The following is a 14,094-nucleotide window of genomic DNA, read 5'->3' on the forward strand; positions in this document are numbered from 1 at the left end:
GATTTTACTTTTCTGGCAATCGCTTGATGCAGGTTAGTCGATCCCTGAGAATCGCTCGCAGAGGGCACCAGCGGTGAAACGAAGCGTTGGACGGCGAACTGCAAGAGGAGCTACGATCATGGCGCAACAGGAGTTCACCGACGCGATAGCATTGCTCAAGGCCGATCACCGCACGGTCGAGGAGCTGTTCGAGAAATTCGAGAAGACCAGCAGCTCGACCCAGAAGGAAAAGCTGTGCCGTCAGATCTGCACCGAGCTCAAGATCCACACGATGCTCGAAGAGGAGATTTTCTATCCCGCGCTGCGCGGCAAGATCGAGGACGACACGCTCGACGAAGCCTATGTCGAGCATGACGGGGCCAAGGTGCTGATCAATGACCTCGAGAGCGCCGGACCCGATGCCGATTTCTATGACGCCAAGGTCACCGTGCTGTCCGAGGAGATCAAGCACCACGTCAAGGAAGAGGAGATGCCCAAGGAGGGCATGTTCGCCCAGGCGCGCGCGACCGATGTCGATCTCGTCGCGCTCCGCGATCAGATGCTCGCCCGCAAGCAGGAGCTGATGGCGCAGGCCAAGGCCGGCGGCCTCCCGATCGCGAAGCCCAGCGCGGTCAACCTCGTCACTGCCTGATTTCGTTTCCGCCGCCCGGTGCGCGCCGGGCGGCGGCGTTTCGCCGTCCCCGGTTCCGCGCCTCCGGACGGCGCATCCGGGAGCACGCCCATGAAACGCTATGCCTATGGCTGGCTCACCGCCGCCTTCTTCCTCATCTCGATCGCGCTGCACTGGATCTTCGGCTGGTACGCCTATGTCGACGACGCGGCCCAGCACGGCCAGGTCGTCCAGGTCTCCAGCTACCTCGTCGAGATGGGCCGCGACACCTTCGAGAACTGGCAGTCCGAATTCCTCCAGCTGATCTGGCAGGTCGTCGGCCTCGCCTATTTTCTCTATGTCGGATCGCCAGCGTCGAAGGAGAATGACGACCGGCTCGAAGCCAAGGTTGATGCGCTGCTCAAGCTGAGCGGCGAGAAGGGCGAGGCGATCATCGCCGATCTCGACCACCGCTATTTGCGCACCCACGGCCATGCCCAGCCGCACGGCCACAACGAGCCCCCGGTGGCCGAATGACCGAGACGCTCTCCGCCACCATGCCCGGCGACGTCGAGGCGCTCACCCACGCCTTGCTCGAACGCGCGGCGGCGAAGGACATCAGCCTCGTCACCGCCGAAAGCTGCACCGGCGGCATGCTCGCCTCGCTGCTCACCGATGTCGAAGGCGCGAGCCACGCCTTCGAACGCGGCTTCGTTACCTATAGCGAGCCCGCCAAGTGCGAGCTGCTCGGCCTGTCGCAGGCGATGATCGACGATTGCGGCGCTGTCAGCGAGCCGGTCGCCCGCGCGATGGCGGCGGGCGCGCTCGCCGCCTCGCATGGCGATGTCGCGCTCGCCATTACCGGTTTCGCGGGGCCCGCCGGTCCCAATGACGAGCAGGGCCTGGTGCACTTCGCCTGTGCGGTGCGCGACGGTCCGGTCGCGCATCGCGAGGTCCATCTCGGCCCGCTGCCGCGCGGGCCCATCCGCATCGCCTGCATGCGGATCGCGCTGGAGATGCTGCGGGAGGCCGTCGAGGCGCGATCAGGGGGGTAGGCGCGCGCGCTCCAAATCGCTATCGGCGCGTGCATGACCGATTCCGCCGCCATCACCCCGCAAGTCGTCGCCGAGCATGGCCTGTCCCCCGAGGAATATGAGCGCATCCTGCATGCGATGGGCCGCACGCCCAATCTGACCGAGCTGGGCATCTTCTCGGTGATGTGGTCGGAGCATTGCAGCTACAAATCGAGCCGCATCCACCTCAAGAAGCTGCCGACCACCGGCCCGCAGGTCATCTGCGGCCCCGGCGAGAATGCCGGCGTGGTCGACATCGGCGACGGCCAGGCCGCCATCTTCAAGATGGAGAGCCACAACCACCCGAGCTATATCGAGCCTTATCAGGGCGCGGCGACCGGCGTCGGCGGCATCCTGCGCGACGTCTTCACCATGGGCGCGCGGCCGGTCGCCAACATGAACGCGCTGCGCTTCGGCCGTCCCGATCACCCGAAGATGCGCCACCTCATCTCGGGCGTCGTCCACGGCATCGGCGGCTACGGCAATTGCGTCGGGGTGCCGACCGTCGGCGGCGAGGTCAATTTCCACCCCGCCTATGACGGCAACATCCTCGTCAACGCGATGACTGTCGGCGTCGCGGAAACCGACAAGATCTTCTATTCCGCCGCCTCGGGCGTCGGCAATCCGATCGTCTATGTCGGGTCGAAGACCGGCCGCGACGGCATCCACGGCGCGACGATGGCGTCGGCCGACTTCTCCGAGGATTCGGAGGAGAAGCGCCCCACCGTCCAGGTCGGCGATCCCTTCACCGAGAAGCTGCTGATCGAAGCCTGCCTCGAGCTCATGTCATCCGACGCGATCGTCGCGATCCAGGATATGGGCGCGGCGGGCCTCACCTCCTCCTCGGTCGAGATGGCGTCGAAGGGCGGGGTCGGCATCGAGCTCGACATGAACGCCGTGCCGTGCCGCGAGACCGGCATGACCCCCTATGAGATGATGCTGTCGGAATCGCAGGAGCGGATGCTGATGGTGCTCAAGCCCGGCCGCGAGGCCGAGGCCGAGGCGATCTTCCATAAATGGGAGCTCGACTTCGCGGTGATCGGCCGCGTCACCGACACCGGCCACATGATCCTGCGCTTCAATGGCGAGGTCGTCTGCGACATCCCGCTCGGCCCGCTCGCCGACGAGGCCCCCGCTTATGACCGCCCCTGGGTGAAGACCCCGCCGCGCGCACCACTCGGCGACGTCGCGCCCAAGGGCACGATCGCCGACAATCTCCTCGCCCTGATGGCGACCCCCGATCTCGCCAGCCGCCGCTGGATCTGGGAACAATATGACCACATGGTCGGCGCCGACACCGTCCAGCGCCCCGGCGGCGACGCCGCCGTCGTCCGCGTGCATGGCTCGAAAAAGGGCATCGCGATCAGCACCGATTGCACGCCGCGCTATGTCTTCGCCGATCCGGTAGAGGGCGGGAAGCAGGCGATCGCCGAATGCTGGCGCAACATCACCGCGGTCGGCGCGAAGCCGCTCGCGACCACCGACTGCATGAACTTCGGCAACCCGCAACGGCCCGAGATCATGGGCCAGTTCGTCGGCGCGATCGAAGGCATGGCGCAGGCCTGCTCGGCGCTCGACTTCCCGATCGTCTCGGGCAATGTCAGCCTCTACAACGAAACCAAGAATGACGACGGCTCGGGCAGCGCGATCCTGCCGACCCCGGCGATCGGCGGCATCGGCCTGCTCGCCGACGTCGACCAGATGGCGACCCTCGCCTTCAAGGCGGCGGGCGAACATATCGTCCTGATCGGCGACAGCGAAGCCGGCGGCGGCCATCTCGGCCAGTCGCTGTGGCTGCGCTATATCGCCGGCCGCGAAGACGGCCCCCCGCCCCCGGTCGACCTCGACCTGGAAAAGCGCAACGGCGACTTCGTCCGCGACCTGATCCTGAATGGACAAGTCAGCGCGGTCCACGACATCGCCGACGGCGGACTCCTCGTCGCGGTCGCGGAAATGGCGCTCGCCGGCAACATAGGCGCGGACATCGGTGATCTTGGCCACCCCGAAGCCTTCGGCGAGGACCAGGCCCGCTACCTCGTCACCACCGCCAACGCCGACGCCATCCTGGCCGCCGCATTAACTGCCGGCGTCACCGCCCGCCGCCTCGGCACCACCGGCGGCGACAAGGTCGCGGGCGTGGCGCTCGCCGACCTGCGCAGCGCACATGAAGGCTTCTTCCCGGAGTTGATGGGCGCGTAACCAAAAAATCTTTCCTGTCCGTAGGACAGGGAAGAGGGACCGCCCGAAGGGTGGCCGAGGGGTAATCCACGCTCGAAAACTGCCATTTGCAGGCCGGTATGGGCTGAATGCCGATCCGGCCTAAACCCTCCGCCTGACAAGGTCCAAGATGCGCGATGCGACCGAAGCAGCCGAGTATAACTGATGCGCCGCCGCTATCCGCTGTTCGCGAGAATGGGCAAGGGCTTCGGCCTGATCGACATAAGCTGCGATCTGCTCGGCGCAGACCTTCCGGTCCAGGACATCAAGAGGAAAGAGATGGGGGCGGATGTCGGCGGGTGCATCGCGATAACTCGAGGTCAGAACAGTACCGCAGGTGCCGAGATACTCTATGACCTTGAAAGGCCAGCTGCCCCCCGCATGCATCTCGGGATGATGCGGGTCGATGGCCATATCGGCTGAGCACATGGCAAGCAGGAGCTCGGAGCGTGGAACCATGCCATGAAAGCGCACTCTATGCCGGCTCCCCCGGATCGCGTCCTCAAGCGCGCTGACCTCCGGCCCTCCGCCATATATATCGAGCTCGATTTTTCTATCGACCTGATCGAGCGTACGAACGAAATCGACGATGCCCTTCGAGCGATCGATCCCGCCGGCATAGATGAGCCTGACACCTCGTCCGGGTGCCGGCCCGGCATCGTCTGTACGAGAGAACGCCCGGTCCTTCGTGATGTCCCCCCCGAGCACGCCGGCGATATGCAGCGAACGTTGCGACTTCACGGTTCGCGCGAGTGTCTCGCTGGGCGCAAAAACCATATCTGCCAGAAAACCGAAGATGATCTCGTAAAGCCGGAAAACACTCTTCAATCGCCAACCTCGTCCGGTTCGGAACGTGGTCGCCGAATCTTCATATTCCAGCACGACCGGAATGTTTTTCAGTCTGGCGGATATCCCGATCAGCAGGGATTCCAGCGATAGATTGTACACGATGACCAGGTCCGGTCTCGCATGGCGGAGGGTGGTCCATAGCTCCGCCGCAACGGCGCAAAAGCTCCAGAACGGTCGCAAAAGGCGATTGTCTATATTGGACACCGATACGATGCTGGTCGGGTGCCGCCGCCGTTCGACGACTTCGTGATGCCTCGGATGTATCCCGCCCGCGCGCTCGCACACCGAAGCCGGGCTTATTATCCTCACCGAATAGCCATTTTCATTCAGACCTGCGGCGATGGCCAAGACCTTCGAGGTGCCTGCTGCGCTGTAATTCCGCTTGATCGCCCGTAGCTTCGTGACCTCCGGGGCATGGATATCAGCATAGTAAAGCACCGAAGGACAATCTTCCGCAGTCAAGGTGGCACTCCTGCACGGATCGCGGCGGTCGACGGTTAGACTGCGAGGCAACTCGCCACGCCCAAAGGGGTCAGGACACACACCACCAGCCCTGCCCGGGCGCAATAGGCTGAGCACGGGCCCTGCTGTCAAGCGACCTGCATTTGACTTGATCGCGGAAGTGGAGAACACCGCCTCCCTCATCGTTCTGAATCGGTGCGGGCCCGTACCCAGGATAAAGCATGTTGCCGAGAATTATGCGCCGCCGCTTCGCTGGCCGGCCAGCGCTCCCCAAGACGGTACGCAACATGGCATGGCTGTCTGCGGACAGCGTGATCCGCATGGCGTTGGGCGTGGTAGTCGGCGCATGGATGGCCCGCTATCTCGGTGTCGATCAATATGGCCAGTTCAACTACGCGCTATCCTTTGTCGCACTGATTACCCCTATCGCTGCGGCGGGGCTGAACGGCATAACGGTCCGGGAGATCATCAGATCACCGGACTCCGCTGATCAGATAATCGGCACCTCCTTCGCTATCCAGATCGTAGCCGCTGCGACAACGCTGCTTCTCGCCCTCATCGCGATAACGGTGGTCCGGCCGCACGACGATCTGGCCAAGGCTCTGGTGCTGATCCTCAGCCTCGCCATGTTTTTCCGTTCCACCGACACGATAAAATACTGGTTCGAATCCAGAGTAGAGGCGAAATACGTCGTCCTCGTAGAAAATAGCGCCCTGTTCATCTCGGCAGCCGGGAGAATCGGCCTGATGCTGGCGGGCGCCAGTCTCATCTGGTTCGCGGTGATCGTGATGGTCGAGGCGATTATCGTCAGTACCGGCTTGCTGCTCACCTACCGGCGAATGGGCGGCGATTTTGGCCGGTGGCGAATGAGCCTTGAGCAGGCGCGTTGGCTGCTCAGCGAAAGCTGGCCCCAGCTCGTCTCCAGCCTTGCCGTCATCGTCTACATGCGCATCGATCAGCTCATGCTGGGCGAAATGCTGGGCAACGCGGCGGTGGGCATATTTTCGGCGGCGGTACGCATCAGCGAAATCTGGTATTTCATTCCGGTCGCGATCGTGTCGTCACTCTTCCCGGCCCTGCTTGAAGCTAAAAAGACCGATGAGGCACTGTATCTCTCCAAGCTGCAGCATCTGCACGATGTCATGGCCCTGCTCGGCGTCTCGGTCGCGATCCTCGTCACCTTTAGCGCAAACTGGATCATATGGCTGCTGTTCGGCCCCCAATATCATGAATCCGCAACGGTGCTGGCAATACACACATGGGGAGCGGTTTTCGTCTTCCTGTCGCTTGCCAGCGGGCGATGGTTCCTCGCCGAAAACCTTCAGATATATGCGGTATATCGGACGTTGTGCGGCGTCGTCGTCAATATCGCGCTGAACCTGTATTGCATCCCCAGATACGGCCCGATCGGTGCGGCATTCGCCACGCTTTTCTCCCAGGCCGCGTCATGCATGTTCTTCAATATCGTCAATCGCCGGACGAGGCCGGTTTTCACTATGCAGATGCGCGCCTTGTTCGCGAACCGGCTGGTGCTCGATCTGGCGCGTCAGGCGCGTCGTTGAGCCCGAGCGGATCCAAGACCCGATGCATATGACCAAGGCCATGTACGAGGTAACCAAGCCTATCCTGCGACGAATCCCCCTTCTCAGGAAAGTCAGATCGCTGTTCGACGAACGCCGCAATCGGGCCGTCGAACGCAACATCTTGGCTGATCAGGGTCGGGTGCGCGAACGCATCGCCCGGCAGCGGTCCGCGAACGAAAAGACGAAGATTTATTTCGTCTTCACGCAGAGCCAGCTGTGGGGCCTCCAGGCATTTTACGACCTGCTGTGGGAGAGCGAGGATTTCGACCCCTATGTAGTCGTCATGCCGAACACCGAAGATTCAAGCACGCCTCATCGGGTTAGCCTGGCAAAAAATCTGGCCGAATTCGGAAGACTGGGGGTAAGGATCATATCCGGCGCTACCGATGACGGAACCATCGCGTCCTGCACGACGATCATCACCGACGGTTCGATCGTCTTCGTCGACCAGCCTCATCCCGGTCTTCCCGGAGACTGGAGCTATGAGCAACTCTCGAAGAGATCTTTGATCTGCTACGTTCCCTATGGCTTCAAGGTCGCGAACGCCCATGATGGGCATTTCAACCAGCTCCTGCACAACATTGCGTGGAGGGTTTTCTGCGAGACCGATTGGCATAAGGCCCAGTTCGCGAAATATGGAAAACGCGATGCCGCGAACATCGTCGTCAGCGGCTATCCCAAGTTCGATGAATATCGGCGTTCCGACAAGACGGCAGGCCTCGACCCTAAGGTGGTCGGTGCTCTCGAGGCTGGGAAAAAAATAGTGATCTGGGCGCCGCATTGGTCGGTCCAGGACGACTATCTCGGCTATTCAACATTCGATCGATATTATCGGGACTTCCAGCGCCTTGCCGCGTCGCGGCCGGAGCTGATGTGGATATTTCGCCCTCATCAACGGCTACGTTATCATCTTGAGGAAATAGGCTTCCTGCCAGCAATCGAGATTGAAAAATATTATGAATGGTGGTGCCACCAGGACAATACGGCCTGCTCTACGGAGAGCAATTATATCAACATGTTTCGTGCATCGAGCGCGATGATCACGGATTCCGGTTCGTTTCTGGCCGAGTATCTTCCGTCTGCCAAGCCGGTCCTCGTTCTGAGATCGAAAGGTTCGGTAGGGTATAATGAGCTCGGAGAGGCGATCATCGCCAGCTATCATCATGCGGACACTGCGGAAGGCATCGAGCGGTTCGTTTCCGATGTGGTCTTGAATGGAAACGACGCGTTGATCGCGCAACGCAACGGGCTTTCGCGTCTGATATTCAATCAGGAAATTGAAAGTTCGTCGCGGATCTTGATTTCGGAGCTACGGTCTTCGCTAAGCTCGTCTGAGGTTCGATGCTCGCGCTGGCTTTAAAGGGCCATGGCCCGAAAACCCGCCATATTTTGCTGTTTGCCCCGCCATTTGGAATTTACTAAGTGCTCCCCACCCTTCCACCCCATCCATGTCCTGCATTGACGTGCAATCTATCGGAGATGCCATGATAGAGTATATCGCAGAGGATGGGGAGCAACTGGCGATTATCCTGCGCAGCAACTATGTGAAGGATGGCATCGAGTTCTTCACGCCTGATAGCTACTCTCAGCAACTGGGTTACATGAATCGGCCCGCTGGCTATGCGATTCCTCCGCACGTCCACAATTTGGCGCGCCGAGAGGTATTATATACTAGTGAGGTGTTATTCATAAAATCCGGCAAGGTTCGTGTGGATTTCTATAGCCAAGGCAAAACCTATCTGGAGAGCAGAATCCTCTACCCGAATGATGTCATTCTGCTAGCCTCCGGCGGACATGGATTCGAAATGCTTGAACAGAGCGAGATCATAGAGGTGAAGCAAGGCCCCTACGCTGGCGAACATGATAAAACGCGCTTTGCTTCGGCCGATCCCTCCGATATCTTGCTCAAGGATAACGAGTAGTGGCCTTAGCCTTCAGTGAGTATAGTCGTTATTATGATCTGCTCTATGCAGACAAAGACTATAATGGCGAAGTTCGATATGTCCTGAAGCTGCTGGCGGCACAGAATATCCGCGGCGGCCGGCTGCTCGAGCTCGGGTCGGGAACCGGGAAGCACGGACGACTGCTCGCTGAAGCGGGCTTCGAGGTGCACGGCATCGAACGAAGTTCGGACATGGTGGCGCAGGCCGTGACCACGCCGTCTTTCACGTGCGAACAGGGAGATATCCGGCACGCGCGCGTCGGGAAGACGTTCGATGCCGTCCTCTCGCTTTTCCACGTGATCAGCTATTTGACCGATATCGAAGACCTGCGGGAGGTCTTGTCTAGGGCAAGAGAACATCTCACGAACGGGGGCGTCTTCATCTTCGATGTCTGGTACACACCCGCGGTGCTGGCCCAGCAGCCCGAAGTTCGGGTCAAGCGCGTGGCCGACCGGGATTGCCAGGTGCTTCGTATCGCCGAACCGGAGTCCTATCCGAACGACAGCCGGGTTGACGTCAAATATTCCATTTTTGTCAAGAATCGCGAAACCGGCCTGACTTCGACGTTCGAGGAGGTTCACGCCATGCGGCACTTCACTCTCACGGAGATTGATCTCTTGGCGGCTGCCACCGGGTTCGAGCGGATCGGAGCGGAGGAGTTCGGTACGGGTGCTGCGCCAGGCACCGACACCTGGGGTGTCTGTTTTACCATGCGGGCTGTTGGGCCATGAGCGATTTCGTTCCTGTCAACGAGCCCTTGCTGGATGGCCGGGAGGAAGATTATCTCGTCGCCTGCTTACGGAGCGGATGGATTTCGTCCGAGGGCCCGATGGTCCGGGAATTCGAAGAAAAGTTCGCACAAAGCGTCGGGCGCAAATATGGCATTGCGGTTTCTAATGGAACCGCAGCGCTCGATGCTGCGGTAGAGGCTCTCGGCATTGGCCCAGGCGACGAGGTGATCCTCCCGTCCTTCACCATTATCTCCTGCATCGGACAGATCATCCGCAGTGGCGCCACGCCCGTCGTCGTCGATAGCGATCCCCTGACGTGGAATATGGATGTCACCGCGATCGAGGAGAAGATCACGGCGAGAACGAAAGCCATTATGGCCGTTCACATCTACGGTCTCCCCGTAGACATGGATCCAATCTTCGATCTGGCGCGGAAGTACGGGTTGCGGGTGATCGAGGACGCCGCGCAGATGCACGGACAGCTTTACCGGGGAAAACCCTGCGGAAGCTTCGGCGACCTGAGTACGTTCAGCTTCTATCCGAACAAACACATCACGACAGGCGAAGGCGGTATGATCGTCACCGACGATCCCGACCTCGCCGACCAGTGCCGCAGCTTGCGCAATCTCTGCTTCGAGCCCAACCGGCGATTTGTCCATGAGCGGCTGGGCTGGAATCTGCGGATGACCAGCATGCAAGCCGCGCTCGGCCTGGCCCAACTCGAGCGCCTCGACGAGTTCGTGGGCCGCAAACGGCGGATGGGCGCCTTCTATCAGGAACGGCTGAGCCGCATCCCGTCTATACAATTGCCTTTATCGGAAACCGGATATGCCAGGAGCATCTACTGGGTGTTCGGTATCATTCTTGGCGACGATATTCCGATGGATGCCGTTGAAGCGATGAAGCGCCTCGCCGCCGAAGGGATTGGCACCCGCCCATTCTTCTATCCAATGCATCAACAACCGGTATTGCGGCGTCAGGGCTTGTTCGAAAACCTAACCCTGCCCCATGCGGAAAAAATGTATGCTCGCGGCTTCTACTTGCCCAGCGGGCTGGCGCTCACCGAAGGACAGATGGAGCAGGTGGTCGCGGCGATGTCGCGGATTTTCGGCTGAGGGCGATTGAATCGTGAAGATAGTCGCTGTCCTGGATTATCGGATTGACGCCGGGGGAGGCTTCAATCAGGCGCTGAACGCCATCGTTCAGATGCACAGGATCAGCCTCGACCGCTTCGAGTTCGAAGTCATCACCTTCGTCGAAGAGAATATAAGCTTTCTCCAGCAACTGGGGATCGCGGCATCATATTATCATTATGGATGGCGCGATCGGCTGGTGGCAACGCTGTTGTCGAGATTTGAAACCTTCCAATCCCGGCTAAGGCTGCGCTCGGCATTTGAAAGGCGTCTCGAAGCGGCGGGTTGCGACCTCGTCTATTTCGTGGCGCCATCGGGCCTGTCCAAGGCGTTGCAGCGGTTGAATTACATCGCCACCGTCTGGGATATATGCCACCGGGACTGGCCCGAATTTCCCGAGGTCCGGGATTTTGGCGAATTTCTCGTCCGCGATCGGCTCTACGCAAGCGTGCTGCCGCGGGCCGCAGCGGTCATCGCCGACTCGCCGGAACTCTCCAATCGTTTGGCGGACCTGTATGGCGTGGCTCCGGCGCGCATTATCGCCATGCCCTTCCTGCCGTCGCCCTTCCTGGGAACGGCTTCACCGGTTCGGCAAAGCGCCACCCTCGACAAACATCATCTGACGCCGGGCTATTTCTACTATCCGGCGCAATTCTGGGCGCACAAAAACCACGTCGCCATACTCGACGCGCTCATCCTCTTGCGCCAGCGCGGGATCGAACCGCGCGTCGTTTTCACGGGTAAGGACCACGGAAATCTTTCCCATATAAGCGACTATGTCGCCCGGAACATGCTTGCGGATCAGGTCAAAATCCTCGGCTTCGTCGATGCAGGCGATATAAAGGGGCTCTATGAGGGAGCGTCGGCACTGCTGATGCCCACCTATTTCGGCCCCACCAATATTCCGCCGCTCGAAGCATGGAGCCTGGGCATCCCGGTCATCTATTCGGACTTCCTCAAAGGCCAGGTGGGCGATGCGGCCCTTCTGGTCGACCCGTCGAGCGCGACGTCCATTGCGGACGCGATGATCGAGTGTGACAGTCCGCAGACGCGCGAGCGGCTCATCGCTGCCGGGCGCGAAAGAGCGAGGGTGTTGGAAACTGCAAGAACCGCCGCCGAAGGCGAACTGTCGCGCCTTCTCGAGCAATTTGCGTCAATCAGGCGCTGCTGGGGCCGCGACTAAACATCTACGCCGGATCGACATTCATCATAACCGGATCACCGCCCGCGCCTCGATCCGAGCGATCGCCTGGCGTCACCCTTTACTGTCATAGGTCAGCGAGCATGTGGATGTTGGAGGTCAGCCCTTTTGGGAATCCTGAATGTCGATCGGCCCTGGCCGTCTGACGCTGCCGGCTCAGCTTTTTTGGGGCGGCTTGGCCATGTCCTGCAGCACTTCGCCGAGCCATTTGCTGACGAAGGCGTCCTGATCGGCCTCGTCTTCCTGCATCGGCACCAGGATGCGCATCACCGTATAGCCGAGCGACAATATCGCGACGATCCGCGCCCGTGCGCCCGCGCTGTCGTCATCGGAGGCAAAGGCCTCCGCCAGGGGCTCGATGATCTTCTTGCGCATCAGTTCGACCGATATCTCGCGCGCCTGCGGGTCGCCAATCGACAGCGCGAACATCGCCGCCGACCGGACCGAATTGGCGTCGTCGTCATGCAATTCGCGCATCAGATTTTCGCCGAACCGGTCCAGCGGCACCGACATCATCGGCGAGATGTTGAGGGTCTTCTCCAGTGCCTTTTCGAACAGCGCTTCCTTGCCGCCGAAATAGCGCGAGACCAGCGCCGGATTGACGTCGGCCAGTTGGGCGATGTCGCGCACGCCACTGCTGCCATAGCCGTGCTGCGAAAAGACGATCTGCGCCGCATCGAGAATCCTCGCCTGCGTCATTTCCGCGTCGCGCGGCCGCGTCTGCTTCACCGGGGCTTTGGCCATAAACTCTGTTAACACTCCGCTGCGCCGAAACAAGCGCCGACCATGGAGTGCATACAAAATGCCCGCCCCCACCCTGACCCACGAAAGGGCGGGCCGGTGATTCTAGCGCGATTGACTGAACGGCCCGGTCGCCAGCGACATGCCCGACAGCGCGTCGACGTCGATGATCACCGCAACACCCTTCTTGTCGGCGTCGAACTTGCGCTCATTCTCGATCATGCCGTCATAAACCTCGTCGTTGCGCGCGGGGTCTGCATGGGCACGGCCCTGCCCGGTCAGCAGCATTTTCCCGCCGCCTTCTATCTCACCGAAGAACAGCAGCGATACCTGCGGGTTGGCGCGGATTGCCTTTGCCAGCCCCTCGTCAGTCTTGCGCGCCCACAGGCCAACCTGATCGGCGTTGAGCACCTGCGCGCTGCCGCGCAGCGACAGGCACGGCTTGCCCTGCTCGTCGACATAGGCGAGCGCGACCGGGTGGCCGCGCTCATAGGCCTTGTCGATCGCCTTGGTTGGGTCGCCGCTCAGATCAATCGCCATGTTCATTCTCCTATATTCTTGCAAATTCGCTGGGCGTCAGCCCGCGCCGCTGCCGCCATCGAGCGGCACCGCCGCCCCGGTCATGAATGCGGTCGCCGGGCTCAGCATCCACGCCGCCGCCTGCGCGACCTCATCGGGATCGGCGATCCGGCCGAGCGGCAGTTTCGCGCCGAACATCGCCACCGCCTCGTCGATCGGGGTGCCGGGCATCGCCGCCTCGATGATGCGGTCGAATTGAGCGGTGCGGGTCGGCCCGGGGCATAGCGCGTTGATCCGCACCCCCGATGATGCCGCCTCCAGCGCGGCGGATTTGGTCAGTCCGATCACGGCATGTTTTGCGGCGCTGTACAGCGCGCCATGCGCGGTGCCGACCAGGCCCGCCCGCGAGGCGATGTTGACGATCGCCCCGCCGCCCGCCGCGGCGATCGCCGGGATCTCATATTTCATCGCCAGCCACGCCGCCTTCAGATTGGCGTCGATCATATGATCGAAGAGCGCCACATCCGATCCGGCCGCCGTGCCGACCCCTGCCGCCCCCGCCGCGTTTACCGCGAAGTCGAGCCGCCCATAGGCGGCAAGCGCCGCCGCGACCATCGCCTCGGCATCCAGTTCCACCGACAGGTCTGCCTTGAACGCCGTCGCTCTTCCGCCATCGGCGGCGATCGCGGTGAGGGTTTCGGTCAGCGCATCCATCCGGCGCCCTGCGACCAGGACCGATGCCCCGAGCCCCGCCAGGTGCCGCGCGGCTGCCGCGCCGATCCCCGATCCGCCACCCGTTACGAGCACAGTCTTGCCGGAAAACACCATATCCCTCGCTTTCGGCACCTTCCAATAAGTGTATGGAGTTTTTTGTCAACAGCGGTTTACTTATCGAAATGCCGCGCGTAATAAGATCATGCCACGGACGATGGCGGGACGGATTGTCGCAGGGCCTCAGCCCGAGAAATCGGCGCCTTCCCGAACATCCGAATCCAAGTGGATGCACTCTAAGGCGTCAACGAACGCCGGATCGATATGGGGAGGCGCTTGTGA

At 61.2% G+C, this 14,094-nt stretch carries 14 protein-coding genes; 10 read left to right on the plus strand and 4 right to left on the minus strand.

Annotated elements, in window-relative coordinates; all coding sequences use genetic code 11:
• Positions 1–118 precede the first annotated feature (118 nt).
• From ASE00_RS16800 to purL, 4 genes are all read left to right on the plus strand, one after another.
• The gene (locus tag ASE00_RS16800) at positions 119–631 is read left to right on the plus strand and encodes a hemerythrin domain-containing protein (protein ID WP_056382386.1); all 513 of its coding nucleotides are present in this window, start codon (positions 119–121) and stop codon (positions 629–631) included.
• A gap of 90 nt (positions 632–721) precedes the next feature.
• Positions 722–1,126 (plus strand): DUF6766 family protein, encoded by a 405-nt coding sequence (locus tag ASE00_RS16805; protein WP_056382388.1) that lies wholly within the window; start codon positions 722–724, stop codon positions 1,124–1,126.
• Complete coding sequence (locus ASE00_RS16810; protein ID WP_056382390.1) at positions 1,123–1,644, plus strand: CinA family protein; 522 nt, start codon at positions 1,123–1,125, stop codon at positions 1,642–1,644. The genes ASE00_RS16805 and ASE00_RS16810 overlap by 4 nt, the downstream gene beginning before the upstream one ends.
• A 33-nt stretch (positions 1,645–1,677) precedes the next feature.
• Complete coding sequence (purL, locus tag ASE00_RS16815) at positions 1,678–3,861, plus strand: phosphoribosylformylglycinamidine synthase subunit PurL (protein ID WP_056382392.1); 2,184 nt, start codon at positions 1,678–1,680, stop codon at positions 3,859–3,861.
• A gap of 120 nt (positions 3,862–3,981) precedes the next feature.
• Here the strand turns inward: purL and ASE00_RS16820 are convergent, their stop codons facing one another.
• A complete protein-coding gene (locus tag ASE00_RS16820; RefSeq protein ID WP_162256479.1) occupies positions 3,982–5,190 on the minus strand; it encodes a glycosyltransferase in 1,209 nt (402 codons plus the stop codon).
• A gap of 236 nt (positions 5,191–5,426) precedes the next feature.
• On the opposite strand from ASE00_RS16820, the gene ASE00_RS16825 reads away from it, so the two are divergent.
• The 6 genes from ASE00_RS16825 to ASE00_RS16850 all read left to right on the plus strand — a co-directional run bounded on the left by ASE00_RS16825 (position 5,427) and on the right by ASE00_RS16850 (position 11,763).
• Positions 5,427–6,752: a flippase gene (locus ASE00_RS16825; protein WP_056382394.1), complete on the plus strand. Its 1,326-nt coding sequence runs from the start codon at positions 5,427–5,429 to the stop codon at positions 6,750–6,752.
• 28 nt (positions 6,753–6,780) lie between these two features.
• The gene (locus ASE00_RS16830; protein ID WP_162256480.1) at positions 6,781–8,133 is read left to right on the plus strand and encodes a CDP-glycerol glycerophosphotransferase family protein; all 1,353 of its coding nucleotides are present in this window, start codon (positions 6,781–6,783) and stop codon (positions 8,131–8,133) included.
• A 124-nt stretch (positions 8,134–8,257) separates the two neighbouring features.
• Positions 8,258–8,695 carry a cupin domain-containing protein gene (locus ASE00_RS16835; RefSeq protein WP_056382659.1) on the plus strand — a complete coding sequence of 146 codons (438 nt, stop codon included), beginning with the start codon at positions 8,258–8,260 and terminating at the stop codon, positions 8,693–8,695.
• Positions 8,695–9,447: a class I SAM-dependent DNA methyltransferase gene (locus tag ASE00_RS16840; RefSeq protein WP_056382398.1), complete on the plus strand. Its 753-nt coding sequence runs from the start codon at positions 8,695–8,697 to the stop codon at positions 9,445–9,447. Before ASE00_RS16835 ends, ASE00_RS16840 begins: the two co-directional genes overlap by 1 nt.
• Positions 9,444–10,562 carry a DegT/DnrJ/EryC1/StrS family aminotransferase gene (locus ASE00_RS16845; RefSeq protein ID WP_056382399.1) on the plus strand — a complete coding sequence of 373 codons (1,119 nt, stop codon included), beginning with the start codon at positions 9,444–9,446 and terminating at the stop codon, positions 10,560–10,562. The genes ASE00_RS16840 and ASE00_RS16845 overlap by 4 nt, the downstream gene beginning before the upstream one ends.
• Positions 10,563–10,575: 13 nt before the next feature.
• Positions 10,576–11,763, plus strand: coding sequence for a glycosyltransferase family 4 protein (locus ASE00_RS16850; RefSeq protein ID WP_056382401.1), 1,188 nt, complete (start codon positions 10,576–10,578; stop codon positions 11,761–11,763).
• 174 nt (positions 11,764–11,937) lie between these two features.
• Here the strand turns inward: ASE00_RS16850 and ASE00_RS16855 are convergent, their stop codons facing one another.
• The 3 genes from ASE00_RS16855 to ASE00_RS16865 all read right to left on the minus strand — a co-directional run bounded on the left by ASE00_RS16855 (position 11,938) and on the right by ASE00_RS16865 (position 13,869).
• The gene (locus ASE00_RS16855) at positions 11,938–12,525 is read right to left on the minus strand and encodes a TetR/AcrR family transcriptional regulator (protein WP_056382403.1); all 588 of its coding nucleotides are present in this window, start codon (positions 12,523–12,525) and stop codon (positions 11,938–11,940) included.
• Positions 12,526–12,627: 102 nt separating this feature from the next.
• Complete coding sequence (locus ASE00_RS16860; RefSeq protein WP_162256481.1) at positions 12,628–13,062, minus strand: pyridoxamine 5'-phosphate oxidase family protein; 435 nt, start codon at positions 13,060–13,062, stop codon at positions 12,628–12,630.
• 36 nt (positions 13,063–13,098) lie between these two features.
• The gene (locus ASE00_RS16865) at positions 13,099–13,869 is read right to left on the minus strand and encodes an SDR family oxidoreductase (protein ID WP_056382407.1); all 771 of its coding nucleotides are present in this window, start codon (positions 13,867–13,869) and stop codon (positions 13,099–13,101) included.
• Between the last annotated feature and the right edge of the window lie 225 nt (positions 13,870–14,094).

This window comes from Sphingomonas sp. Root710 (genome assembly GCF_001429065.1).
Classification (GTDB): domain Bacteria; phylum Pseudomonadota; class Alphaproteobacteria; order Sphingomonadales; family Sphingomonadaceae; genus Rhizorhabdus.